Raw genomic sequence first — 23,652 nt, forward strand, 5'->3', positions numbered from 1 at the left:
AATACCTTGTCCATATTGATTCGGTATCCAAAGTGATGGAAGCAGGAGCAAATCGTTCGATGCTGCATTTTGGGGAGAGATGGATTATCCGTATCAAGGTTCTAGATGAGCAATGTACAAAGCGTAGCGCGCGATCAACGCGTGCCGGTTTCTTCTTCGTCGATTGGTGAGCAAGGCGGCATCGGTCGCCGCGTCGCTCCTTATGCTGCAATTGGGCGCTTGGGCTGCTTCGATCGCCGCGGCCGCGCTGGCATGGCCGTCGCGGTGTTGGGGGCGATCGCATGGTGGCCGGCGGCGCGCGCGGCGCCCGTCACCGATTACATCGCTGTCAGCGGCAACGTGATGACGGGTGCGCCGACCACGGTGTCGAACGACCTGAATGCAATGGCGATCGGCCCGTCGGCGAACGCGTCGGGAGACTATGCGCTCGCCGTGGGGGCTGGCGCAGGAGCGGCGCGCGCCGGCTCGACGGCCATCGGTGCGCGCGTTGCGGCGTTGGGCCTGGACACGACGGTGATCGGCTATAGCGCGTCGACGGGTTTCGACGCGGACAGGGCCGTGTCGATCGGCTACATGTCGGCGGCGGACGGCGCCGATTCGCTCGCGTTCGGTTCGATGTCGATGGCGCGCGGTCAGCGTTCGACGGCGATCGGCGTGAACGCGCTGGTGGGTGACACAGCCGCCGACGGGGTGGCCCTGGGTTCGAACAGTTCGGTCGTCGCAAGCGGTGCCGTGGCGTTGGGCGCGAATTCAAAAGCCGATCGCGCGAACGTCGTCTCCGTCGGCAATGCGACGCTCCAGCGGCAGATCGTCAACGTCGCGGCGGGCACAGCGGATACCGATGCCGTCAACGTCAGCCAGTTGCGAGCTGCTGTATCGGCAGGCGTGCCGGACGCGGTCACGTATGACTCGGCGGCCCATGACGCCGTCACGTTGGGTGGCGCAGCAGCGAGTGCGCCCGTCCGGCTCGGCAACGTGGCAAACGGTATCGTCGATGCAAGCAGCCACGACGCGATCAACGGTAGCCAGTTGCATGGCCTGAGCGCGAGTGTGGCGTCGGCGTTGGGCGGCGACGCGGCGGTCGCAGCGGACGGAACGGTCGTCGCGCCGTCGTATCGTGTCGGTGGCAGCGTGTTTCGCAATGTCGGCGATGCGCTCGGTAATCTCGATGGCCGCGTTGCCAGCAACACGAGCGCAATCAACGATCTCAACGTCGCGCTGAGCAACGTGATGAACAACGGTGTCGAGCCGCGCTATTTCCATGCGAATTCGACGCTCGCCGATTCGCTGGCGACGGGCGCCAATTCGGTTGCGATAGGCGGTGGCGCGCAGGCCGCCTTTGAGAACTCAGTGGCGCTCGGCGCGAATGCGGTCGCGGATCGGGCCAACTCGGTATCGGTCGGCACGACCGGCGGCGAACGGCAGATCACGCATGTTGCGGCGGGCACAGCCGATACGGATGCCGTCAATGTCTCGCAGTTGAAGCAGGCAGGGCTGGTCGACGGAAACGGCCGCGCAACGAGCGCCGTCGTGTACGACCATACGGGCGATCAAGTGGACTATGCGAGCGTGACCCTAGGCCAGGGTGTGGCTGGCGGCACGGTCCTTCACAATCTGGCCAACGGTGTTCTGGCCAGCGACGCGGTCAATCTCGGTCAGTTGAACGATGTGGTGAATCAGATCGTCAACGTGCAAACGCAAGGCGCAACGAATCCATTTGTGAGCCTGAATGGCGACGCCACGGCGGAAGCGGCGACTGCGACTGGCACGCATGCGACGGCCGTGGGTGCGAGCGCAGTCGCAAACAGCGATGAGGCCACCGCGCTCGGCGCCAATGCACAGGCGAGCGGCCTGACGGCGACGGCTGTCGGCTCGCAAGCTGTCGCGAACGGCGCGAATGCTTCGGCATTTGGCGCGGGCAGCCAGGCCGTCGCCAATGGCGCGGTTGCCTTGGGCGCCGGTTCAATCGCGGATCGCGCGAACGCCGTGTCCGTGGGTCAGGCAGGCGGCGAACGGCAGATCGTCAACGTCGCGCCGGGCACGCGCGGCACGGATGCGGTCAACCTGAACCAGTTGAACGCAGCAATCGATCAAACCCATCAGTCGCTTCACGACCTCGACACGAGCACCCGAAAGGGGATCGCCGCTGCGTCGGCGTTGCAGATCGTGACGCCGTACCTGCCGGGGCGTACGACACTCAATGCCGGTATCGCTGGCTATCGGGGGCAGGCGGCGCTTGGTCTTGGCGTATCGCGCTGGAACGAGAAGGGGACGATCAATTTCAATGCGGGCGTCGCGTCGTCGGGCAGTAACAGCACGATTGTGCGAGCCGGCATTGGCATCGTGCTCGGTAACTGATCAGGCTTGCACGACGGGCGCGGGCGCTGTTGCATCATCGCGGTCGCGCTGTGGGCACGCTGTGGTCACATTCTGGCAGCGCTGCGTCGGCCATAGATGCGAGCGGCCCGGAGTCCGGCACGCGACATGTCACTTGCTCAAAACGCGTAGTACGGTCCGTTGCCGGCCGAGGTCAGGCGCGACTCGATCGCGGTGTAGATCCGTCGTCCGAAGAAGAACGGCAGTCCCCAATCGAATGCGCTCGATGGACCGCCCAGGTTGTTGAACGCGTAGTTGTTGGTGGCAAACAGCGTTTGCGCGTTGGCGATGGAAAAATCCGGCGACGTCGTTTCTCCATTGACGCCCGTCAGCGTCGCCGACAGCGATTGCGTCGACGCGGGGCACCACCAGACGCCACAGCGCGTAAGCGTCGTGCTGGGGAAAAACAGGCCGTTCGAACCACTATCGATAAAGCTTTGTGAGTACGGTTGTCCGTTCAGGGAGGTGGTCACATAGCCCGTCGTCGTATTGGCCTTCAACACGGTTGTGCTGCCGAGCGTGTTGTTGGCTTGTGTGCCGATGCCGAAGATCATCGATCCGTAGACAGTCGCCGCGCCGCCGGGTCCGACCGTCGGCAGGTCGATCACGACGCCGTTGTTGTCGAGCGCGAACCGGCTGATCGGGTTGGTTACTTGCTGGTCGAGCGGCTGTGTGCTCGACACACACGAGCCCGTCGTGTCGCATGCGTAGTACCAGCGCGGCAGGGCCGACGCGATGCAGCCGCCTCCGCAATCGGCGGAGAACAGGCCGACGCCGAGAATGCCGTTCACGCGCAGCGCCGTGGGCGTCATCATCGGCAGGCCGGAGGCCGCACAGTCGGAAGGGACGGTTGGCACGGACGGATCGGCGATTACCTGTATCGACAGGCTCGGCGCGAGTTGGCCTGCCATCCGGACATCGGCGGTTCGCACGGCGCCCCATGTGTAGCCGGTGCCGAACACGCCGCATTCTCCACTGACGCCGTTTATCGTACCGGCAGACGTGCTGGCCGGCACGGCGGGCAATGTGAGACTCGCGGGCAATTGTGAAGCGAGTACGCGCAATCCTTGCGAGCCGGTATCGACCTGTACGTTGTCGATCGTCACGCAGTTCGACGTGCCCGGTGCGCATACCGTCACGCGCGTCGTGAGCATGTTGCGTGTTTGCGTGGGCGTCGACGTGACGACGATCGGCTGGACGTTGGGTATCGTCGATTGAGGAACGGTTGCGACGGGCGCGCTTGCCGGGACGGAGGCACTGGCCGTTGGCGCACCGCTGGCCGGCGAAGAGGGTGTCGTCGGGGACGAATTGCCAGCCGTGTCCGAGCTGCTTGAATTCCCGCCACCGCCACCGCATCCGGACAATCCGGCGAGTACTGCCATGAGAAAGCCAAGCGCGAGAAGCCGTTTATTCGTCATCGCGCGTCCCGTCAGCGCAGATCGGCAAGCGAAATGCCGGCCGGAAGGGCAGCCGGCAGCCAGGCGCGGCCGACGTAGCTGCGCATCTGACCACCGGACTCGACGATGACGTCCGGTTGCTCGACGCGCGAAGCATGGAGGTGACTGAACTCGTTCAGTTGCGCGGCCGCTTTCGCGCGGTACCGGTCCGCATACCGTCCGAGCATCCGCGTGAGATCGGGCATCGTCGGGCCTTGCCATGTGTACGCGAAGACATGGCCGTCGCTGGTCGCGTATTCGTTGATGGTCGTGCCGCCCGCATCGACGGTCGAACGTATCTGGACCGTACTGCCTGGTAACACGCGCTGCGTCGATCCGTCGTCCGCTCGAGGCGCCGACATCGTGCCGCCGAGTTCCGCATGCGCGGGGCCGGCGAGCAATGCGGTGACGCCTGCCGCCAGAACGATGAATGTGGCAAAGATCGTCGCCCGATAGTGGTCGATACGCGTCATGGTTGGCTCCCCGAAGGCCCTCGGTCATTATTGAGATCGTTATTTCAAGATATCACCGGGGTTTTGAGGCGCGATTCACGCAAACAAAAGGGTCGCGTACCCGTATCGGCCGAAAGGGCACCGTCGATACACATTTAGTCCAAAGAAATCAAAGGCGTAGCTCAGAGTCTTACGTCGTCCCGATTGCGCCGAAAATTGTGGCGAAATGTTAAATTTCGGCGTGAAATGGGCGCTGGCGCGCCGCCTTTCCAGGTGATTATGAGATGATGCGGGCGACTTTTGCGTTGCGGGCAGTGGTGCCCAGGCTCCGTATTTGGAACCTCGACGGCATGTCGGCAGGGCATGGCGGAAACACGGCCGAAAGCGCATCAACGCGAGGCAAACCCCGCTTTTTGCACTTCGCGACGCCGGACCGGTAAAATGACGGGTTACCACGGACTTGCCGTGGCGTAGCGGAAGGATTTCCAGAACATGACAGATCTTCGTCTCACCAAGCGGTTCGCAGCATTGCTGATGGCAGGCGGTCTGGTCGCCGGCTGCGGCACGTCGTCGCCGACCAAAATCGACTACAAGAGCGACTCGAAGTCGAAGGAAGTGTCACTCGCTGTTCCGCCGAACCTGATGGAAGAAACGGCAGACCAGCGTTCGCTGCCGCCGCAAAGCGGTCAGACGTCGCTGTCCACGTTGCAGCAGGTGCAAACCGATGCGCCGTCCACCACGGCTGTCGCGCCTGTCGTCAGCGGCATGCACATCCAGCGCGACGGCACCGAAAGCTGGCTCGTGCTCGACAACAAGACGCCGGATCAGGCGTGGCCGCAAATCCGCCGCTTCTGGCAGGAACAGGGCTTCCTGCTCGTCGTCGACCAGCGCGACAAAGGCGTGATGGAAACGGACTGGAACGAGACGCATCCGTCCATCAACGATGGTTTCATCCGCAGCACGCTGTCGAAGGCGATGGGCAATTCGTACGTGACGGCGGAGCGCAACAAGTACCGCACGCGTCTCGAAGCGGCGCCGAACGGCGGCACGTACGTGTTCGTCAGCCAGAAGGGCTTGCGTGAGGCGCTGAGCGGCGCGAACAACGACACGAGCAAGTGGGAGCCGAAGCCGAACGATCCCGCGCTCGAAACCGAATACCTGAAACGTCTGATGGCGTCGCTTGCGCAGGCCGATTCGGGCACGCGGGTGGCCGGTTCTCCGGCTGCGCCGGCTACGCCGCCCGCTGGTTCGCAACTGGCGCCGAACGCCGCGACGAATGGCGCGAAGTCGGCGGCTGCGGCGACGGCTGCGCAAAACGTCTCGCTGTCCGCACAGACGCCGGTGCCGGATGCGTCGTCGGGCGATACGTCGGTGCAGGCTTCGTCGACCGAACTGACGCTCGGCGAGCCGTACGACCGCGCATGGCTGCGCGTCGGCCTCGCGCTCGATCGCAGCAACTTCACCGTCGACGATCGAGATCGCACGCGTGGTCTGTACTTTGTTCGCTACGTCGATCCGAAGGATTTGTCGTCGGAGGAACAGGGCTTCTGGAGCCAGGTGTTCCACGGCCGCAAGGAGAAGGTCGCCAAGCAATACCGCGTGAACGTGCGCGAGGTGACGCCGAATCAGACGCGTATCGCAGTCGTCGACGACAAGGGCAACATCGACGCGTCGTCGCAAGCGAAGCAGATCATGTCGCTGATGGTCGATCAGTTGCACTGAGCACGGAACACCGTCGCGCTTTTCGCGCGGCCTCGCATCAAGCCCGCGTGACGCTCGCCGTCATGCGGGTTTTTTTGTTTTCGTCGAGTTCGTATCGGGGCGACCGTCTCGGGCGGAAGCCGCATCCTCTTGCCGAGTGCGTACCAACAAGCCCGGACGTAACGTGACGTTACGCCGTAACGCCGTGAATTGGCGCCTGCGCAAAACGTCGTCTTTCATCATTCCCGTCGCCAGATCAACGGCTTGCGCGGCGAACGACGCCACGTAAGCGCTTGGCACACTAGCTGCTTTTAACAGCCGCGTCCGCATGAAACCTCGACGCGAAGCTTCATGCTGTCCGCGTCCGCGTCTGCGTTCACGGAATGCGCATGCGCGAGCTGTACGAACATGCGCGCGGCAGAAGCTTGATGGGTAGGATCTCGCTGGATAACGACGGGCGCGGGAAAGCGCCCGTTCTGGTGGCCCCGTCGCCTATCCTCGTAGGGCGACGGTTTCGCCCGCGCTCCACGGTTGGAGCGCGGGCTATTTTTCCTGCTGTCGCGCCATGTTGCGACGACGATTCAGCAGCGTTCGCTGACGCCGCGTCCTGCAAAGCCGGGAATGCGTTTGACCACGCCCGTAGCGAGCGCGGTACCGACGAGAATTACCGCGCAGCCTTCCAGCATGCCGACCGAGACGCGTTCGCCGAGGAACATCGCGCCCCACAGAATGCCGAAAATCGGGATGACGAACGTGACGGTGATCGCGCGAGCGGGGCCGGCGACGGCGATCAGATGGAAGAACAGCATATACGCGATGCCCGTGCACGCGACGCCCAGCGCGATCACCGAGCCCCACGCCTTGAGCGACGGCGCGGCCGTCGGCCAGGAGGCCAGGGCGAGCGGCAGCAGCACGATGGTCGCGCCGATCATCGTGCCTGTCGCGACGGTGAGCGCGTCGACGCCCGTCAGGTGCTTTTTCGTGTAGCTGGCCGCGACACCGTAGAGCAGCGTCGCGCCGAGCGCGGCCGCCGCGGCGAGCGCCGTGGTCGCCGGCGATACGTTCGATCCGCTTGGCGCGGCGATCTGGTCCCATACGAGCGTCAGCACGCCCGCGAAGCCGATCACGAGGCCCACGCTGCGCAGCGCGCTCAGTCGGTCCTTGAGCCACACAAAGGCGACGAGCGCGCCCCACAGCGGCGTCGTCGCGTTGATCACAGAGGTGACGCCCGCCGACAGCGTGATTTCCGCATAGGCGAACAGGCAGAACGGCGCAGCCGAATTCAGAATGCCGACGACCAGCAGCGGCAGCGCGCGCGTGCGCAATGTCGCGGCGGATTCGCGCAGCGGGCGCCGCGCGACAAGCACGATCAGCAGGAACAGCGCGCCGATGCCGACACGCAGCGCCATCAGCGGCGCAACGCCGAAGTCGGTCACGCCGACTCGGATGAACAGAAACGACGCGCCCCATAGCGCGGCGAGAATCAGAAGCTGGAAGACGTTGACTGGATTCATCGTGAGGGTGTCGCGCGCAGTTGAGTCGCGATGCGTACGCATGCTAACACCGGCCCTGTATCTGTCGTTTCACGATGGAATGAAATAGCAAGAATCGGCAACCGGGCGGACGGCAAGGGGACTATGAAAACAAAAAGCGGCAAACAAAAAGCGGCAAACAAAAAGCGGCAAACAAAAAGCGGGCGCCTCGTACGCGGCGCCCGCTTCGGTTTCGACTACTGGCTGATGGCTCGGGCGGGCTCAGTGCGGAATCATCCCTTGCAGCACGTTCTGCTGCAGCCACACGAGAATGCCGAGCACGATCGTGAGCAGGATCGAATGCTTGAAGGTCTTCGCGAACACGTAGCCTTCCTTGCCTTTGAGATCGGTCGTCGCGACGCCCGTCGAGATGTTCTGCGGCGAGATCATCTTGCCCATCACGCCGCCCGACGAGTTGGTCGCGGCCATCAGCACGGGGTTGAGGTTCAGCTGATGCGCGGCCACGACTTGCAGGTTGCCGAACAGCGCGTTACCCGACGTATCGCTGCCCGACAGGAACACGGCCACCCAGCCGAGGAACGCCGACACCAGCGGGAAGAACGGGCCCACCGACGCGACGCCCAAACCCAGCGTGTAGTTCATCCCCGAGTAGTTCATCAGGTACGCGAGGCCGACGATCGTCGCGACGGTCAGAATGGCGATCCGCGTCTGCACCCACGTATCGACGATCGCGCGTCCGAAGTCGGCCACCGACAGCCGCACGACCAGGGCCGTGATGATGGCCGCGACGAGAATCGCGGTGCCCGTCGCGAGCGGCTGGAAGTCCCAGATCGCGCCGTAGGGCGTGTTGTACAGCGTGATGTAGACGGCCTTGTCGAGGCCCGGCCATGGGATCTTCACGTCGCCGATCAGGAAGATCTTCGCGATCGTCCAGATGATCACGACGGCCGACACGATCAGCCACGGATACCAGCCTTCGGCACCCGAGACCTTGCCGCGCGTCTCGTTCACGCGATCGACGTTGATGGCGAAAGCCGGGTCCGCGGCGGGACGCCAGACACGCAGGAACGCGATCGTGAGGATCAGCGAAACGAGCGACGACAGCACGTCCGTCAGGCTGTAGTTGATGTAGTTCGACGTGACGAACTGCGTCAGCGCGAAGCTGCCGCCCGACACGAGCAGCACCGGCCACACGCGCAGCATGTTGCGAAAGCCCGCATACACGCCAATCACGTAGAACGGCAGCAGCAGCGCGAAGAACGGCAACTGGCGACCGACCATCTTGGCGAGCGCATCGGTGGGCAGGTGCGTGACGGCGCCGAGCACGGTGATCGGCACGCCGAGCGCGCCGAACGCGACGGGCGCCGTGTTGAAGATCAGCGTAAAGGTGAGCGCTTCGAGCGTCGGGAAGCCGAGCAGGATCAGGAGCGAACTCGTGATCGCGATCGGCGTGCCGAAGCCTGAGATGCCTTCGAACAGCGCGCCGAACGAAAAGCCGATCACGACGAGCACGATGCGCCGGTCGTTCGGCAGATTGTCGATCATCCACATGCGGAAGGCGGCGAAGCGTCCCGAATACTGCGCGATGTTGTAGAGCAGGATCGCGGTGAAGACGATCCACATCACGGGCCAGCAGGCGAATACGGCGCCCGCCGCGACCGAATTGAACGCGAGCCCGACGGGGAACTGCCAGCCGAAGATCGCGATAACGATACCGACGATCAGGCCAGCCAGCGACGCCTGCCACGCCGGCCGCCGCGCCCAGCCGAGCAGCGCAAGCACGACGACGATGGGTAGCACCGCGACGAGAAACGACGGCAGCAGCGAGTTGCCGATGGGAGTCAATAGCTGATGGAACATCACGTCTCCTTCGTTGTTGTTCGATTCGACGCGAAGACTGCACCTACGCGGCGAAGCAGCAGGGCTGGACGGATGAAGACGGCGACGGGCGCTGGATGTCGACGAAAAAACGCGCGGGGCGCCGGATCACGCAATTAAACAGGCGTTGCACTGGCACCCGCCAGCATAGATAGCGCTGGCGAATCCAGTCAAGCAGGGAAAACGAAGGAACGCATTGCGGGAATAGATGCGGGTGCTGCGTCGTAGCGGGCCCCCGCAGGGTGTCTGCGGCGCGGTCTGCTGTGCCGTGGCGCGTAATTCCGTCATCGGCGCGCGGGACGGCGCGCGCCGCTCAATGCGAATGGCCGTGTCCGCCGCCGCCTCCCCAGTAGTGTCCGCCGCCACCGCCCCAGCCGGCGTGCGTGCCGCCCCAGGACCCATGGCCGCCGCCCCAGGTGCCGTGACTGCCGCCCCAGGTGCCATGCGCGCCGCCCCAGTACCCATGACCGCCCCAATAGCCGTGATGCCCCCAGTAGCCGTAATGACCGTGGCCGCCGCAACATCCTCCCCAGTACGCGAAGCTGAACGACACCGATGGCCACCAATAGCCCGGCCAGCCGTAGCCGTAGTACGGATAGGGGTACGGATAGGCATAGGGATAGGCGACCGGATAGTACGCAGGCGCGCCATAGACGGAAGCCGGCGCGACGTCATAGGCGGGCGGCGGCGCGTCGGGCGACGAGCCGTCGGGCATCGCGAACTGCGCCTGTGCCGGAGGCTGCGATGTGTCGCCAGGGGAAACGGGAATCTCGGACAGCGTGGCTGCCGTCGGAACAGTGGAATAGGGGGGATACGCGGGGTAATACCCGTAGCCCGGATAGTAGCCGTACGGCGCGTAGTAGTAGCAGCCGGACAGCGCCCCGGACAACACCAGCACTGCAACGGCGCTGCCGACGCGCAACGTTGCATCGAGCGGTTTCATGACGTGCTCCTCGTTATCGCGCGGCATCACAGGCGGCGCGCGCTTTATCTATTGAGATTACGTCAGGGCTACGTGCTGTACGTCACAAAGTGGTAACGGCGTATTTCACCGCAAGCGTGTTGCAGGACATGTCCGGCGCGTACGTGCGCGCCGGACTCTGTCCATCTCCCTTCGGCTTTCGAGCGTCACGCGTACAGCGAGTGCGTGGGTTCGAGGCCGTTTGCCCGCATCGCCTTCGATGGCGATTTGTCGTATTCCGGATTGCGCTCCGCTGAGACTATCTGGATCGCGGCAGCGATCGCGATGGCGCGTCAGCTACACGCTCGAGTTCGATTCAGTCCTGCTGAAAGAGCGAACGCGGCTTACTTGCCGACCTGGTTGCCGATCACGCCGCCGACAGCCGCGCCACCAAGCGTCGACAGCGCGTTGCCGCCGATCGCCGCGCCCGCTGCGCCGCCCACGCCCGCGCCGATTGCGGTATCGCGTTGTCGCCGGGTCATGCCGTCGCACGCGGAAAGACTCGTCACCACGGCTACCAGCGTGGCCAGCGCACCGATTCGATGGAACGTTCTCATGATTGCGACTCCCTTCTCTCTTCTATCAATGGGACACGCAAGTTGCGCTCCCGCTCAGTTGATTCGTTGGATTCGATGGTATCGCCGCGCGCCGTTTCTGTTTGTATGGGCTTGTCAGTAAAGTGTCCGTTTCGTAATCAAATGTTTCCCCAAAAGTTTTCCCTCGCTGGTGGCTCTTTCGTGCATGGAACTTCCCCATGCCGTGCTCGCAAAAACACGCGGCGCGCGATAAAAGCGGACGAAAAAAAGCCCGCCATCGATGAGGCGGGCTTCGCGTTCCACGAACGCCGCGACGCGGCGCCCGACAGATGTTGCGCTGACGGCAGCGCTGCGCGACTACTGACGCTGATAGATCTCCGCGCCGCTCTTCATGAACTCGACGGCCTTCACTTCCATGCCTTTCTTCAGCGCGTCGCTGTCGCTCATGCCTTCCTTCGCGGCGTAGTCGCGCACGTCCTGCGTGATCTTCATCGAGCAGAAGTGCGGGCCGCACATCGAGCAGAAGTGAGCAACCTTCGCCGAGTCCTTCGGCAAGGTTTCGTCGTGGAATTCGCGTGCCTTGTCGGGATCGAGGCCGAGGTTGAACTGGTCTTCCCAACGGAACTCGAAGCGTGCCTTCGACAGCGCGTTGTCGCGCACCTGCGCGCCCGGATGGCCCTTCGCCAGATCGGCGGCGTGCGCGGCGAGCTTGTACGTGATGATGCCCGTCTTCACGTCGTCCTTGTTCGGCAGGCCGAGGTGCTCCTTCGGCGTCACGTAGCAGAGCATCGCCGTGCCGAACCAGCCGATCATCGCCGCGCCGATGCCCGACGTGATGTGATCGTAGCCCGGCGCGATGTCCGTCGTCAGCGGCCCGAGCGTGTAGAACGGCGCTTCGTCGCACCAGTCCAGCTGCAGGTCCATGTTCTCCTTGATCAGCTGCATCGGGACGTGGCCCGGGCCCTCGATCATCGTCTGCACGTCATGCTTCCACGCGATCTGCGTCAGCTCGCCGAGCGTCTTCAGCTCGCCGAGCTGCGCTTCGTCGTTCGCATCGTAGATCGAGCCGGGGCGCAGGCCGTCGCCGAGCGAGAAGCTCACGTCGTACGCCTTCATGATTTCGCAGATGTCTTCGAAGTGCTCGTACAGGAAGCTCTCCTTGTGATGCGCGAGACACCACTTCGCCATGATCGAGCCGCCGCGCGACACGATGCCCGTCATCCGGTTCGCAGTGAGCGGCACGTACTGCAGACGCACGCCCGCATGGATCGTGAAGTAGTCGACGCCCTGTTCGGCCTGCTCGATCAGCGTGTCGCGGAAGATTTCCCACGTGAGATCCTCGGCCTTGCCGTTGACCTTTTCGAGCGCCTGGTAAATCGGCACCGTGCCGATCGGGACGGGCGAATTGCGAATGATCCATTCGCGCGTCTCGTGAATGTGCTTGCCCGTCGACAGGTCCATTACCGTGTCGCCGCCCCAGCGGATCGCCCACGTCATCTTGTCGACTTCCTCGCCGATCGACGACGTCACGGCCGAGTTACCGATATTCGCGTTGACCTTCACGAGGAAGTTGCGGCCGATGATCATCGGCTCGCTTTCCGGGTGATTGATGTTCGCGGGGATGATCGCGCGGCCGCGCGCGATCTCATCGCGCACGAATTCCGGCGTGATCTCCTTCAACGCGTTCGCGCCGAATGCGGCGGCCCCGAACGCCTGGCCCGGATGCTGGCGGCCCATCATCTGCGCGAGCTTCGCGCCGTTCGGGCCGCTCGCCTTCAGGCTTTCCAGATACTCGGCGCGGCGCTGATTCTCGCGGATCGCGATGTATTCCATTTCCGGCGTGATGATGCCTTGCTTTGCGTAGTGCATCTGCGACACGTTCTTGCCGGGCATCGCGCGGCGCGGCGTGCGATGCAGGCCGGGAAAGCGCAGTTGCGCGGTGGCGGGATCGGCGGCGCGCTCGCGGCCGTATTCGCTCGACAGGCCGTTCAGCGATTCCGTGTCGCCGCGCGCTTCGATCCAGCGCTGGCGCAGCGCGGGCAGGCCGGCGCGGATGTCGATTTTCGCGTCCGGGTCGGTGTACGGGCCCGACGTGTCGTACACGTAGATGGGCGGATTCTTTTCGCCGCCGAAGCCCGTCGGCGTGTCCGATTGCGTGATCTCACGCATCGGCACGCGGATATCGGGTTGCGAGCCGGTCACGTAGACCTTGCGCGAGTTCGGCAGCGGCGCAACGGCGGCCTCGTCGACGTGCGCGTTCGCGGAAATGAATTTCGGGTTGGCGTTCATGCGTCTCTCCATGCAAATGTGGGGCGATACAGCTACGCAGGAGAACGAGACGGAGGGGAAGTTGGCCGGGTTCGCGCGAGGAAGGTGACATCAGGTGAAGCGGCGAACCCGAACGCTTCCCTGCGCTGGCATTATCCAGATCAGGTTCAAAGGGTATTTCTCACCCACGCCGTACGCCCCCCGTTTTGCTCCTCGGCGACGCACAACGCAGGACCCCCGCGTTAGCAGCGCACACAATAACCTGGCGGGATGGGGTTTGGCAACACATCTCAAAATTGAAGGCGCGTGCGGAAGCGCAAGGCTTTCGATCAGCTAATAGCCGCGCCACGCCGGGCTTTCGTCGTGTTCGCGCTGCTCGTGCGTACCGCGCATCGAGCCAGTCTGTTATCTCATAAATACGGGAAAGACCTCATCCCCGAGTGAATTTCCATCGCCCATATTCAAGATTGCCCGAAGGGAGCCGTTAGACCGGTTCACGGCGGGCAATTGATCAGTCTGCCTAACAAAAATCAATTCAAACGGAGAGTGCAATGAAAACATCGAAGCTGGCAGTCGATCTGCTCGGCGGATGCGTTGTCGCGGCAGGGCTGGCCGCGCCGCTGGCGGCCGCTGCGGCGCAGTTTTCAACGGGCGGGACCATCACGTTCACAGGCGCGATCGTTGCGCCGTCGTACGGCATCGCGACTTCCACATCAGAAAAGTCTCAAGGATTCCGTACTGATGTGCCGTCAGATAGGAATGCGTCGACGGTCGATGTCAAGTTCACGCCCGCGCCCCATACGTCGACGGCTGCGCATGTCTATGTGCTGGTGAACACGGCGTCGGGCGTCGCGACTCCGCGCACGCTGACCACGCGCTTCATCGACAACGCAAAGCGCGCCGCGCCGCAGGCGGGCACGCAGTTCAGCATGGGTCGGGCGGGCGGCACGCTGTCGATCGCGAGCGGCGCAGTGGGCGAGAGCGCGGTGACGGTGGTGGTGAGCTACGACTGAGCGCGCATCGCAGCGTGCTCGACGTCACGCGGGCGGCGACGGATGCCGCCCGTGTCGTCTCTATATCGGTCTTCGGCACGCCGACAAAGCGGACAAAACCCTCGCGCAAAGCGCGCGCGTTTTCTCGCCAGCTGGTTTCGTCCCGCTTGCAACGAAAGTTACGATTCTCTTGCCGAAGGGTCGCCCGGATACTGCATAATGCACGGCGGCGCGTCTGCTCGCGCCCGTTGGCCGCTGTCGATGCAATCTGCATCACGAAGGCCATCAATTCGCGCCATTGACATGGTGCTTCCGTTGCCGATTGACGGCTTTCGACTGCCGCTTACCGTTCTACTGCCATGCCCGCCCGCTTTGCCCCTCATGCCGTGTCGTTGACGCGGCGTCTGCCGTCCTGTTCGTGGCTGTTCTGCGGGGCTGTGGCGCCATCACCGGCATGGGCGGGCTGAACGTGGCGCTGAATCTCCCCGACCGTTTTCCGTTTCGCCTGCCTCAATCCCACGGTGGACAGATCGCGCTCGCGCTCGGCGTCGTCTATATCGTTTGGGGCTCGACCTATCTGGCCGTGCACGTCGCGCTCGGCTCGTTCCCGCCGCTGCTGATGTCGGGGCTGCGCAACTTTTTCGCGGGCGTCGGGCTCTTCATCTTCGCGATGCGGCGCAAGCCCGTCTGGCCGCCCGTCGCGGAAATCCGCAATGCGGGCCTCGTCGGCACGATGCTCGTCGGGCTGTCGAGCGGCATGCTCGCGTATGGGATGCGCACCGTCGGCACGGGCACGGCGGCCGTGATGGTCGCGACCGTGCCGCTCTTCGCGACCGTCATCGCAGCGGTCGCGGGACGCAAGATCGCGAGGGTCGAATGGTTCGCCGTCGGGCTGGGGCTCGTCGGCATCGCGATTCTCAGCCACGGCGACCAGGCGGCGGGCTCGGCGGGCGGCAGTCTCGCGATCCTGTGCGGCGCGCTCTTCTGGGCGGGCGGCGCGCATCTCGCGTCACGGCTGAAGCTGCCGTCCGATCTCTTCCTGTCGACCGCGCTGCAGATCGGCCTCGGCGGTGCGATGTCGACGATGGTCGCGTGGCTCTCCGGCGAGCGGATGATGGACATTCACTTCCTGCCCGTGCTGGCGTTCGTGTATCTGATGCTGATCGGCACGATGGCCGCCTACGTCGCATATGGCTTTCTGATCCGCCACACGAGCCCGATCATCGCCAGCAGTTGCATGTACGTGAACCCTGTCGTCGCCGTGGCGCTGGGCGCGCTGCTGCTCGGCGAGCCCGTGACGCGCTCGACGGTCATCGCGACGGCCGTGATTCTGGCGAGCGTCGGCATGTCGTTCTGGTTCGACTACCGGCGGCGCGGCACGGCGCAAAGCGGCGCATTGTAAAGCGGCGCATCGTAAAGCGGCGCGCGACGTCACCTGACGCGCGCGCCACGCCATGCGGTGGTTGCCGCCGAAGCGCCGACAGCCCGTTGCTTGCGCAGCGGCAAGCGCACGCCGGAAACGCATCGGGTCACGGGAAAGCGCCTCGGGTAAGACGTGCAAGACGCCATGTAAAGTTGCGTCGCGCACGAACCAGACATGCCGCAGCCCGCCAGGCATCCGCGAAAAATTCCGATCGCCTTCACACCCCACAAAGCGCCAGATCCTTTATTCGTCCATCGTAAGTAATAGGCGATGCGGCACGCCGATTGCTGTCGATATTCGTCCAATCGATGTCGGCAAGCGAGCCGAAGCGCGCTGTCCGGCCTCCGGGACAAGCGGGCGCGCCGCGAAGGCGAACGTGCCGGCGCGCGGCATCGACATAGCGACGGTACTGCAGCGATACCAGAAGCGACACGGCAGCGTCGACAACGAATGGCCGCATCGGCGCAGGCGGCAAGCCACAGATCAACGGGTTCAAGCCCAATCAGGGAGAGGTGGCAAATGAAGGTTATCCGGACCATGGCCGCGCTGACGTGCGCGGCTGCGCTGATGACGGCGTGCGGAGGCAGCTCCAACGATGTCGGCAAGGAAGTCGGCTTGCAGAACCCGTTGATCCATTTCGTGCACGCGATTCCGAGCGGGCCGACCGTCGACTTCCTCGTGAACGGCGGCGCGTTGCAGAAGGGCATCTCGTACAAGAACGTGACGAACTTCGCGAATATCAATACGGGGCAGACGTCGGTTGCCTATGCGCTGACAGGCACGACGACGCCGCTCGCGAGCGGCTCGTTTCCCGATGTCGCGAAAGGCCACGAATATACGGTGATTGCCGTGCCCGGCTCGACGGGGCCGGACATGGGCCTGATCGACGATCCGTTCGACAAGGGGCTGCTGTCGAACAGCGCGCGCGTGCGGGCATTCAACGCATCGGTGAACGCGAGCAATCTCGACCTGTATCTGGTGCCGTCGAACAACACCAACATCGCGAACGTGAGCCCGTCGATGGCGGGCGTGTCGTTCAAGAACGCGGTGCCGCCAAGCGGGCAGGACTCGATCTACGTATCGGGCGGCTCATACGTGCTGATCGCGACGCCGGCGGGCACCAAGACCACGATCTTCCAGTCGAGCGCGTTCGATCTCGCGAACAACGCGGACTGGCTGGTGACGTCCGTGCCCATCGGCGGCGCAGTGACCCAGTTGCTGCCGAATCAGATTCACTTGCTGGTGGCGCAAGGAGGCAACACGTCGCAACCCGCGCTCGAGCTGACGAACTCGTTGAATGGCCAGTAGATCAACGGACACAGCGCGGGCACAGGCAGGTCTTTTGACGAAGCGGTAGAGGCGGGAAAAAACACGGCGGCTCATGCAAATGAGCCGCCGTTCTGTTTGTTTTGCTGTCGTGCGGTTGCGCCGCGCGCAGCGTAGGGCAGCGCTTAATCCGAATGCTTCTCTGCCGAGTTCGTGATCGCGTGACCACCCTTCGAGATATCCTGGCCTGCGCCGGCGACGGTATTGCAGGCCGCGAGCGTCGCCGTGCCGGCGAGCAACAAGAGTGCGATGAGTCGTCGAGTCATGGGTTCTCTCTCCCTATCAGGTACGCGCACGAACGCGTCGAAGTGCACGCAGAAACGCGTCGGTCGATTCGCGCTTGCCGGCCTGTGCCGATTCGACATCCGGCCGTGCCCGGCGCGCGCGCGTTGTTGTCGACCGGGGCATCACACCAGCCGATCCGGTCTGATTCCATGGTAAGGGACGCATGACCGTGCTGCTGTCAGTCACGCTACGAATTTCGTGTCGGCGCAATCCTACGCAGCGAAGCGCTGACCAGGCGCTCACCAGGCGCTGACGCTATGCATCAGGAACGCAGCGCATCATCGGTCTTCCATGCTTGCATGTCCCGCTGGCGTGTCCGTGCGAGCCGCTTCCTGTGCCCCGCTGACGTTCGCGACGGGCAGCACGACACGGATATCGGTGCCGCGCAGATCGCCGCGCCGGATATCGAAGCGCCCGCCGCGCGCGGCCACCCGCTGACGCATGCCCATCAGCCCATGCGTATGCGTGCGTTTCAGGTCCGCGGGCAGGATGCCGATGCCGTTGTCCGCGATATGCAGCGACACTTCGCCGTCGCCCGCCGTCAGGCCGATCGTCACCTGGGTCGCGCGCGCGTATTTGGCCGCATTGGTCAGCGACTCCTGCGCGACGCGAAAGAGCGCGATCTCGGTCTGCTCGTCGAGCTGGATCTCATCGGCGGGCAGTTGCAGGTCGAGCAGCCAGCCGTTGCGTTGCGCGGCTTCGTCGCCGAGCGTGCGCAGCGCGGTGACGAGCCCGAAGTTCGCGAGCACGGTCGGCCGCATGTCCTCTATGATGCGGCGCTTCAACGCGATGCCCTGATCGAGCGTCGCGAGCGCGCGCGCCAGTTTCTCCGCGATGACGGGATCGGCGTCCTGCAGCCTGCGCCTCGCCCACGCGACGTCCATCTTGCTCGCCGTGAGGATCGCGCCGAGTTCGTCATGCAGTTCGCGCGCGAGCTGCGTCTTTTCGTTTTCGCTGACGGCCTGCAGGTGCCAGCCGAGTGCTTCGAGTTGCCGAGTGCGTTCGTTGACGAGCTGATCGAGTTCTTCCTGCTGCGTGATCAACTGCTTCTGCACGCGCGCCTGACTGTCGATCTGAATGCCGAGATTGCGGAACAGCAGGATGAACAACACGATGTTGAGCGCCGACAGTCCCGCCGCGACGAAGGTCGACACGCGCTGATCGGCGCGGCTCGCATCGAGCGCGCGCTGCGCGCGGCGTTCTTCGTTGTCGCGTAGCAAGGCGAGGGTGCTCGTCACGAGCGACGCATCGACGGCGTCTTCGGCCTTCACACTGCCGCATGCGGAGAGATCGAGCGGATGGGGCGTGGCGCGTTGCATCGCCCGCGCGCCACTGCCGATGCGTTCGTCGATCAGCGCGGCGATCTGCGTGAAGGCGGCGAGCTCGGTGCTGTCCGCAGCGCGCCTGAAGTAGCTGTCAAGCGAGCCGACGGCGCGGCGGATGTCGATCGCGCTCGCGCAGTAGCTGCGCGCGCCGCTCTCGCTGCTGGTCAGAAGAAAGCGGCTCTCGTGCGCGCTCATCTGCGCGAGATGACGGTCGAGATCGCTCAGCTGCACGGTCGCGCTGCGTGCTTCGAGGGCCGCTTCGTATTCCGATGCGATGCGCTGCCGCGCCGTTTCCAGAATGACGAGGCCGCCGCACGTGATGACGATTGCGACCGTCATTGCGATGGCCCAGCTGCGCCTGCGCATCCAGTCCGTCAGCTTTGTCGTGAGTCCCGCTCCGGCTACGTCCGACACCGCCGTCTCCATGAGATCCCGTCATCGACAGTGTAGCGTCGCGGCGCTTCTGCGTCCCTGCAACGCGTGCGGACCGGGCGCCGAAAGCCGATGTCGGCGGATTCCCACATGAAAAACAGCGGGCCTCCGAATGCGGGTACGCAACGTGCTCCCTACGATAGGTGTTAGCGATCGTTTATCCAGGGAGGTTGCCATCATGCTGAAGTGGGCGTTGTTCTTCGCCGTGATTGCCGTGATAGCAGGACTGCTCGGCTTCACGGGCATTGCGGCAGGCGCGGCGGCCATCGCGAAGTTCCTGTTCGTGGTGTTCCTGATCCTGTGTGTCGTGTTTCTCGTGCTCGGCTTCATCGTGACGAAAAAGATCGTCGATTAGCGAAGCCGGCCCGATGCCACGCAACAGCAAAGAGAAGCACGCACCACTCGTCGGACCGCGATAACAACATCGCTTAAACAGGAAGGAGCGTCGCCATGCTGCACTACGCACTCGTATTCTTCGTGATCGCGATCATCGCCGCCATATTCGGCTTCACGGGCATTGCCGCCGGCGCCGCCGAAATCGCGAAGATTCTGTTCTACATCTTCCTGGTTGTGTTCGTCGTCACGCTGCTGCTTGGCGTGTTCCGAACGTAGCCCAGGCATCACTTCCCCAGCGCGCACGGGCCGCTGCCGCGCATCGCAGACGGCGGCCCGGTGCGCATTTCACACGATACCGGAACAAGGAGTCAGTCAATGTCGAAGTCATCGAAAGGCGAGTTCGTGATGGACCTCCAGAAAATTCGCGAGCAGGCCCGCAAGGACATGGATGAAGGTCCCGTCACGCAAACCTATGGCGCAGACCGCGAGGCCGTGCTCAAGCTGCTGAACGGCGCGCTCGCGACGGAGCTGATCTGCACGCTGCGCTACAAGCGTCACTATTTCATGGCGAAGGGCATCAATTCGGAAGCCGTCGCGCAGGAGTTTCTGGAACATGCGATGCAAGAGCAGCAGCATGCGGACCAGCTCGCCGCGCGCATCGTGCAACTGGGCGGCGAACCCGATTTCGCGCCCGACAGCCTGACGGCGCGCTCGCACTCGGAATACAAGGAAGGCCGCGACCTGACCGACATGATTCGCGAGAACCTCGTCGCGGAACGCATCGCGATCGATACGTATCGCGAGATCATCCGCTACCTTGGCGACGGCGATGTCACGACGCGCCGCATTTTCGAGGAGATTCTCGCCGTCGAGGAAGAACACGCGGACGACATGGCCGATCTGCTGGCAGGTCGCGGGTAGGGCGAGCGCATCGCGCGGGAACGCGGCGCGTGCGCTTGCGCCGGCACCGCATTCTCGCGCGTTGCGCCGTATGGACAACGACGCAGGCAACTGCGTGTGCATGAGCGGACAGCGGACGATGATTCGAGTGTTGATAGCCGACGATCACGCGATCGTCAGAGGCGGGTTCAGACAGTTCGTCGCCGACGAGCCGGACATGTGCGTCGCGGCGGAAGCATCGACGGGCGAGGAGACGATTCGCCTCGTGCGCGAGCAGCCGTTCGACGTGGTGCTGCTCGACATCGCGATGCCCGACAAGAACGGCATCGACACGTTGCGCGTGATCCGCCAGATGCGTCCGGAGCAGGGCGTGCTGATCCTCTCCGGCTATCCCGAGAGCCAGTACGCGATCAACCTGCTGCGCGCGGGCGCGAACGGCTATCTGAACAAGGACTGCGAGCCCGACGAGATCGTGCGCGCGATACGTTCGGTGGCGCGCGGGCATCGCTATCTGTCGGAAGCCATCGCCGATACGCTCGCGAACAGTCTTGACCGGCCCGCCGCCACGCATCCGCACGAACTGTTGTCCGAGCGCGAGTTCCAGATTTTCTGCAAGCTCGCGTCCGGGCAGATTCCGACCGATATCGCCGACGAGTTGAACCTGTCGGTGAAGACGGTCAGCACGTATCGCGCGCGCGTGCTCGACAAGATGCACATGACGAACAACGCGGACATGACCTACTACGCGATCAAAAACGGACTGATCGAATGAAGCCGCGATGAACCGAGAGCATGGAACGCCACCGATGAATGCCGACTCCGCCACTGCACACAACGAATCCGGCCACGCGCCGCTGCGTGTGCTGCTGATCGAGGATTCGCCGCTGATTCGCCGCAGCATCGTCGAGGCGATCGACGCATCGGGCGTGATGCAGGTGGCCGCGCATGCCGAGTCCGCCGACGAAGCGATTGCGCTGCTGGACGGCGAAGCGTTCGACGCCGTGATCATCGATCTGCAACTGAAGGGCGGATCGAGCGTGCCCGTGCTCGCGTATATGCAGAAGGAAGGGCTGATCGACTCGACCTTCGCCGCCGTGCTGACCAATCACGCGCTGCCTGCGTATCGCGAGCGATGCGAGCAATACGGCGTGCGGCACTTCTACGACAAGTCGTTCGAGTTCGATCGCGTGATCGACGCGCTGCACGAGTACGCGCAGGCGCGTCTCGATGGGCGATAGCGTGACGCCGCCGCTAGCGTGATGGCTGCTAGCGTGATGCGATAGTGGAACGATAGCCGGTGAGCAGAGTTCACTCGGCCGTGCCGGAAGCTGCCATCGGCTCGGGGCGGCCGCGCATGTGATTGAGCCCGGCTGCAGCCGTGAACAGCAAGCCGGCGATGCTCACGCCGACCCATCCGAACAGCGGCCACACGAACGCGGCGACCGCCGACCCCGCTGCGCCGCCGATGAAATAGCAGACCATGAACACCGTGTTGACGCGGCTGCGCGCTTCGGGCTTGAGCGCGTAGATGCGCGACTGGTTCGAGATCTGCGCGGCCTGCACGCCGACGTCGAGCACGATCACGCCGATCACGAGGCCGATGAGGCTCGTGCCCGACAGCGCGAACACGACGAACGAGATCGCAGCCAGCACGATCGACAGCGTAACGATCGCGCGCGGTCCGCGCCGGTCGGCGAACTTGCCCGCGAGCGGCGCGGCCATTGCGCCCGCCGCGCCGACGATCCCGAAGAGCCCCGCCGCTTGTGGCCCGTAGTGAAACGGCGCACCCGCCAGCAGCAGCGCGAGCGTCGACCAGAAGAGGCTGAACGCGGCGAAGAGCGCCGCGCCCGTCAGCGACGTTTCGCGCAGGCCGCGCAACTCGACGACGAGATGCCACATCGAGCCGATCAGCTTGACATAGGGGAGCGTCGAAGTCGGCTTGCTGTGCGGCAGCTTCGAGATGATGACGGCGGCGAGCGCGATCAGCGCGATGATCGAGGCGCCGAATACCGCGCGCCAGCCGAAGTACTGGCCGACGAAACCGGCTGCCGTGCGCGCGAGCAGAATGCCGAGCAACAGGCCGCTCATCACCGTGCCGACGGCCTGGCCGCGGCCCGAGGGCGGCGCGAGCTCGGCGGAAAACGGCACCGCTTGCTGCGCGATCGTCGCGAGCACGCCGATCGCGAGGCTCGCGAACACAAGCACGACGAGATTGGGCGCGGCGGCCGCGAACAGCAATGCGACGCACATGCCCGCGATTTGCAGCAGGATCAGTCTGCGCCGATCGAAGCGGTCGCCGAGCGGCGCGAGCAGCAGCATGCCGGCGGCGTAGCCGAGTTGCGTCATCGACGGCACCACGCCGATCCACGACGCGCTCTGAGGAAACGACTTGCGAAAGTCGTCGAGCAGCGGCTGGTTGTAGTAGATGTTCGCGACAGAGACGCCAGCGATCGTCGCGAGCAGCAGCAAAAGGCCGTGCAGCGAGCGTTCGGACGTGGCGGTGTCGGAGGAAGATGTGGACATGTTGCGGCGGCCGGCAAGCCGCCGGCGCGAGAGAGAGTCGAGCGTGCCGATCATACCGGAGCGGGGCGGAATCTGCTGGAGGCGTTCCGCCCGCGAGCCCTTCGCAACACGCTCGCCACCCTCAATCGATCAGCGTCCCCTCCGGCTCATAAAACGGATACGGCCCATCCGCTGCATCGACATACGCATGATGCGTGATCAGCCCGTTCACGCTGTCATAGCGATGCAGCGCGAACGCCGGCGGCTCCATCACGAACGCGGACGGCGCATCGTCACGCAGATCGAGCGCCACCTGATGCGCGGGCGCGGGCACGGCCGACGCGATCGTGCCGCCGAAGCGCACGAACATCGGACGGTGCACGTGTCCGCAGATCACGCGCTCGACGTTCGGATGGCGCGCGACGATGGCTGCGAGCTTGTCCGCCGATGTCGGCTCGAGCCGCAGCGCGTCCATATGGCCGATGCCCGTCACGAACGGCGGATGATGCAACGCGACGATGACGGGCTTGCCGCGCGCCGCGTCGAGCTGTTCTTCGAGCCACGCGAGGCGCGCATCGCATAGCAGCCCCGCGCTCTCGCCCGGCACCATCGAATCGAGCGCGATCATGCGCAGCGGACCGATATCGCGTGCGTATTGCACGAACTCGCCGCCCGTCAGCAATTCTTCGCGTTCGTTGAACGCATCGCGCAGCGCCTCGCGGTCGTCGTGGTTGCCGACCAGCAGGTAATACGGGATTTCGAGCGTCGCGAGCAGCGACTTCAGATGCGCGTACTGTTCAGGTTCGCCCTGGTCGACGAGATCGCCTGTCATCACGACGGCGTCGGGACGCGGATCGAGCGCGTTCAGGCGCTCGATGCAGCGCGCCAGGTACGCGGCCGTGTCGACGCGCCGGTAGGCGAGCGCGCCGGGGCGTTTGATGTGCAGATCGCTGATCTGGGCTAGAAGCATGGAGAATCCTTTTCTGTTGGTGTCTGCGACGCTGTTTGGTTTTTTTGCCTTTGCGCGGGC

General features: G+C 64.2%; 21 protein-coding genes. 10 read left to right on the forward strand and 11 right to left on the reverse strand.

Annotated elements, in window-relative coordinates; all coding sequences use genetic code 11:
• Positions 1-105: 105 nt before the first annotated feature.
• A complete protein-coding gene (locus GCT13_RS34245; protein ID WP_227747151.1) occupies positions 106-2,358 on the forward strand; it encodes a YadA family autotransporter adhesin in 2,253 nt (750 codons plus the stop codon).
• A gap of 137 nt (positions 2,359-2,495) precedes the next feature.
• Here GCT13_RS34245 and GCT13_RS34250 read toward each other — a convergent pair whose 3' ends face one another.
• Both GCT13_RS34250 and GCT13_RS34255 read right to left on the reverse strand, forming a co-directional pair.
• Positions 2,496-3,794, reverse strand: a complete 1,299-nt coding sequence (locus tag GCT13_RS34250) for a DUF3443 domain-containing protein (protein WP_152765955.1) — start codon at positions 3,792-3,794, stop codon at positions 2,496-2,498.
• Between the two features lie 11 nt (positions 3,795-3,805).
• Positions 3,806-4,285, reverse strand: coding sequence for a DUF2844 domain-containing protein (locus GCT13_RS34255; RefSeq protein WP_152765957.1), 480 nt, complete (start codon positions 4,283-4,285; stop codon positions 3,806-3,808).
• Positions 4,286-4,756: 471 nt separating this feature from the next.
• Here GCT13_RS34255 and bamC point away from each other — a divergent pair, with 471 nt between their 5' ends.
• On the forward strand, positions 4,757-5,986 hold the full coding sequence (bamC, locus tag GCT13_RS34260; RefSeq protein WP_152765959.1) for an outer membrane protein assembly factor BamC: 1,230 nt from the start codon (positions 4,757-4,759) through the stop codon (positions 5,984-5,986).
• 560 nt (positions 5,987-6,546) lie between these two features.
• Here bamC and GCT13_RS34265 read toward each other — a convergent pair.
• The 5 genes from GCT13_RS34265 to thiC form a co-directional block, all read right to left on the reverse strand.
• Positions 6,547-7,521 carry a DMT family transporter gene (locus GCT13_RS34265; protein ID WP_152765961.1) on the reverse strand — a complete coding sequence of 325 codons (975 nt, stop codon included), beginning with the start codon at positions 7,519-7,521 and terminating at the stop codon, positions 6,547-6,549.
• Positions 7,522-7,719: 198 nt separating this feature from the next.
• Positions 7,720-9,318 carry an L-lactate permease gene (locus tag GCT13_RS34270; protein ID WP_152765963.1) on the reverse strand — a complete coding sequence of 533 codons (1,599 nt, stop codon included), beginning with the start codon at positions 9,316-9,318 and terminating at the stop codon, positions 7,720-7,722.
• A gap of 331 nt (positions 9,319-9,649) precedes the next feature.
• Positions 9,650-10,279 (reverse strand): hypothetical protein, encoded by a 630-nt coding sequence (locus GCT13_RS34275; protein ID WP_152765965.1) that lies wholly within the window; start codon positions 10,277-10,279, stop codon positions 9,650-9,652.
• 362 nt (positions 10,280-10,641) lie between these two features.
• Positions 10,642-10,854: a glycine zipper 2TM domain-containing protein gene (locus tag GCT13_RS34280; protein ID WP_152765968.1), complete on the reverse strand. Its 213-nt coding sequence runs from the start codon at positions 10,852-10,854 to the stop codon at positions 10,642-10,644.
• 336 nt (positions 10,855-11,190) lie between these two features.
• Positions 11,191-13,122 carry a phosphomethylpyrimidine synthase ThiC gene (gene thiC, locus GCT13_RS34285; RefSeq protein WP_152765970.1) on the reverse strand — a complete coding sequence of 644 codons (1,932 nt, stop codon included), beginning with the start codon at positions 13,120-13,122 and terminating at the stop codon, positions 11,191-11,193.
• A gap of 530 nt (positions 13,123-13,652) precedes the next feature.
• Here thiC and GCT13_RS34290 point away from each other — a divergent pair.
• The 3 genes from GCT13_RS34290 to GCT13_RS34300 all read left to right on the forward strand — a co-directional run bounded on the left by GCT13_RS34290 (position 13,653) and on the right by GCT13_RS34300 (position 16,824).
• On the forward strand, positions 13,653-14,114 hold the full coding sequence (locus tag GCT13_RS34290; protein ID WP_152765972.1) for a hypothetical protein: 462 nt from the start codon (positions 13,653-13,655) through the stop codon (positions 14,112-14,114).
• Positions 14,115-14,547: 433 nt separating this feature from the next.
• Positions 14,548-15,495 (forward strand): EamA family transporter, encoded by a 948-nt coding sequence (locus GCT13_RS34295; protein ID WP_152765974.1) that lies wholly within the window; start codon positions 14,548-14,550, stop codon positions 15,493-15,495.
• 540 nt (positions 15,496-16,035) lie between these two features.
• Positions 16,036-16,824: a DUF4397 domain-containing protein gene (locus GCT13_RS34300; RefSeq protein ID WP_152765976.1), complete on the forward strand. Its 789-nt coding sequence runs from the start codon at positions 16,036-16,038 to the stop codon at positions 16,822-16,824.
• Between the two features lie 143 nt (positions 16,825-16,967).
• On the opposite strand, the gene GCT13_RS34305 is transcribed toward GCT13_RS34300, so the two are convergent.
• Positions 16,968-17,108, reverse strand: a complete 141-nt coding sequence (locus GCT13_RS34305) for an entericidin A/B family lipoprotein (RefSeq protein ID WP_087735566.1) — start codon at positions 17,106-17,108, stop codon at positions 16,968-16,970.
• 297 nt (positions 17,109-17,405) lie between these two features.
• Entirely contained in the window at positions 17,406-18,878 is a 1,473-nt protein-coding gene (locus tag GCT13_RS34310; RefSeq protein ID WP_152765978.1) for a sensor histidine kinase, read from the reverse strand.
• A gap of 184 nt (positions 18,879-19,062) precedes the next feature.
• Between GCT13_RS34310 and GCT13_RS34315 the strand changes: the two genes are divergently transcribed.
• From GCT13_RS34315 to GCT13_RS34335, 5 genes are all read left to right on the forward strand, one after another.
• A complete protein-coding gene (locus GCT13_RS34315; RefSeq protein WP_152765980.1) occupies positions 19,063-19,239 on the forward strand; it encodes a DUF1328 domain-containing protein in 177 nt (58 codons plus the stop codon).
• Between the two features lie 95 nt (positions 19,240-19,334).
• Complete coding sequence (locus tag GCT13_RS34320) at positions 19,335-19,496, forward strand: DUF1328 domain-containing protein (protein WP_090872098.1); 162 nt, start codon at positions 19,335-19,337, stop codon at positions 19,494-19,496.
• A gap of 99 nt (positions 19,497-19,595) precedes the next feature.
• Positions 19,596-20,141: a ferritin-like domain-containing protein gene (locus GCT13_RS34325; RefSeq protein WP_152765982.1), complete on the forward strand. Its 546-nt coding sequence runs from the start codon at positions 19,596-19,598 to the stop codon at positions 20,139-20,141.
• A 118-nt stretch (positions 20,142-20,259) separates the two neighbouring features.
• The gene (locus tag GCT13_RS34330) at positions 20,260-20,892 is read left to right on the forward strand and encodes a response regulator (protein ID WP_152765984.1); all 633 of its coding nucleotides are present in this window, start codon (positions 20,260-20,262) and stop codon (positions 20,890-20,892) included.
• A gap of 34 nt (positions 20,893-20,926) precedes the next feature.
• Positions 20,927-21,358, forward strand: coding sequence for a response regulator (locus GCT13_RS34335; protein ID WP_152765986.1), 432 nt, complete (start codon positions 20,927-20,929; stop codon positions 21,356-21,358).
• Between the two features lie 70 nt (positions 21,359-21,428).
• Here the strand turns inward: GCT13_RS34335 and GCT13_RS34340 are convergent, their stop codons facing one another.
• Positions 21,429-22,643 carry an MFS transporter gene (locus tag GCT13_RS34340; RefSeq protein ID WP_152765988.1) on the reverse strand — a complete coding sequence of 405 codons (1,215 nt, stop codon included), beginning with the start codon at positions 22,641-22,643 and terminating at the stop codon, positions 21,429-21,431.
• Between the two features lie 121 nt (positions 22,644-22,764).
• The gene (locus GCT13_RS34345) at positions 22,765-23,592 is read right to left on the reverse strand and encodes a phosphodiesterase (RefSeq protein WP_152765989.1); all 828 of its coding nucleotides are present in this window, start codon (positions 23,590-23,592) and stop codon (positions 22,765-22,767) included.
• Positions 23,593-23,652 lie beyond the last annotated feature (60 nt).

The sequence above is a fragment of the Paraburkholderia franconis genome (assembly GCF_009362735.1).
Taxonomy (GTDB): domain Bacteria; phylum Pseudomonadota; class Gammaproteobacteria; order Burkholderiales; family Burkholderiaceae; genus Paraburkholderia; species Paraburkholderia franconis.

Bases quoted from the DNA above. Each gene is read 5' to 3' on its own strand.
- GCT13_RS34320 (WP_090872098.1), top strand. From the start codon at position 19,335: ATGCTGCACTACGCACTCGTATTCTTCGTGATCGCGATCATCGCCGCC.
- GCT13_RS34325 (WP_152765982.1), top strand. From the start codon at position 19,596: ATGTCGAAGTCATCGAAAGGCGAGTTCGTGATGGACCTCCAGAAAATT.
- GCT13_RS34250 (WP_152765955.1), bottom strand. From the start codon at position 3,794: ATGACGAATAAACGGCTTCTCGCGCTTGGCTTTCTCATGGCAGTACTC.
- GCT13_RS34300 (WP_152765976.1), top strand. From the start codon at position 16,036: ATGAAGGTTATCCGGACCATGGCCGCGCTGACGTGCGCGGCTGCGCTG.
- GCT13_RS34275 (WP_152765965.1), bottom strand. From the start codon at position 10,279: ATGAAACCGCTCGATGCAACGTTGCGCGTCGGCAGCGCCGTTGCAGTG.
- GCT13_RS34330 (WP_152765984.1), top strand. From the start codon at position 20,260: ATGATTCGAGTGTTGATAGCCGACGATCACGCGATCGTCAGAGGCGGG.
- thiC (WP_152765970.1), bottom strand. From the start codon at position 13,122: ATGAACGCCAACCCGAAATTCATTTCCGCGAACGCGCACGTCGACGAG.
- GCT13_RS34340 (WP_152765988.1), bottom strand. From the start codon at position 22,643: ATGTCCACATCTTCCTCCGACACCGCCACGTCCGAACGCTCGCTGCAC.
- GCT13_RS34345 (WP_152765989.1), bottom strand. From the start codon at position 23,592: ATGCTTCTAGCCCAGATCAGCGATCTGCACATCAAACGCCCCGGCGCG.
- GCT13_RS34315 (WP_152765980.1), top strand. From the start codon at position 19,063: ATGCTGAAGTGGGCGTTGTTCTTCGCCGTGATTGCCGTGATAGCAGGA.
- GCT13_RS34290 (WP_152765972.1), top strand. From the start codon at position 13,653: ATGAAAACATCGAAGCTGGCAGTCGATCTGCTCGGCGGATGCGTTGTC.
- GCT13_RS34255 (WP_152765957.1), bottom strand. From the start codon at position 4,285: ATGACGCGTATCGACCACTATCGGGCGACGATCTTTGCCACATTCATC.
- GCT13_RS34310 (WP_152765978.1), bottom strand. From the start codon at position 18,878: ATGGAGACGGCGGTGTCGGACGTAGCCGGAGCGGGACTCACGACAAAG.
- GCT13_RS34335 (WP_152765986.1), top strand. From the start codon at position 20,927: ATGAATGCCGACTCCGCCACTGCACACAACGAATCCGGCCACGCGCCG.
- bamC (WP_152765959.1), top strand. From the start codon at position 4,757: ATGACAGATCTTCGTCTCACCAAGCGGTTCGCAGCATTGCTGATGGCA.
- GCT13_RS34295 (WP_152765974.1), top strand. From the start codon at position 14,548: ATGGGCGGGCTGAACGTGGCGCTGAATCTCCCCGACCGTTTTCCGTTT.
- GCT13_RS34245 (WP_227747151.1), top strand. From the start codon at position 106: ATGAGCAATGTACAAAGCGTAGCGCGCGATCAACGCGTGCCGGTTTCT.
- GCT13_RS34280 (WP_152765968.1), bottom strand. From the start codon at position 10,854: ATGAGAACGTTCCATCGAATCGGTGCGCTGGCCACGCTGGTAGCCGTG.
- GCT13_RS34305 (WP_087735566.1), bottom strand. From the start codon at position 17,108: ATGACTCGACGACTCATCGCACTCTTGTTGCTCGCCGGCACGGCGACG.
- GCT13_RS34270 (WP_152765963.1), bottom strand. From the start codon at position 9,318: ATGTTCCATCAGCTATTGACTCCCATCGGCAACTCGCTGCTGCCGTCG.
- GCT13_RS34265 (WP_152765961.1), bottom strand. From the start codon at position 7,521: ATGCGTACGCATCGCGACTCAACTGCGCGCGACACCCTCACGATGAAT.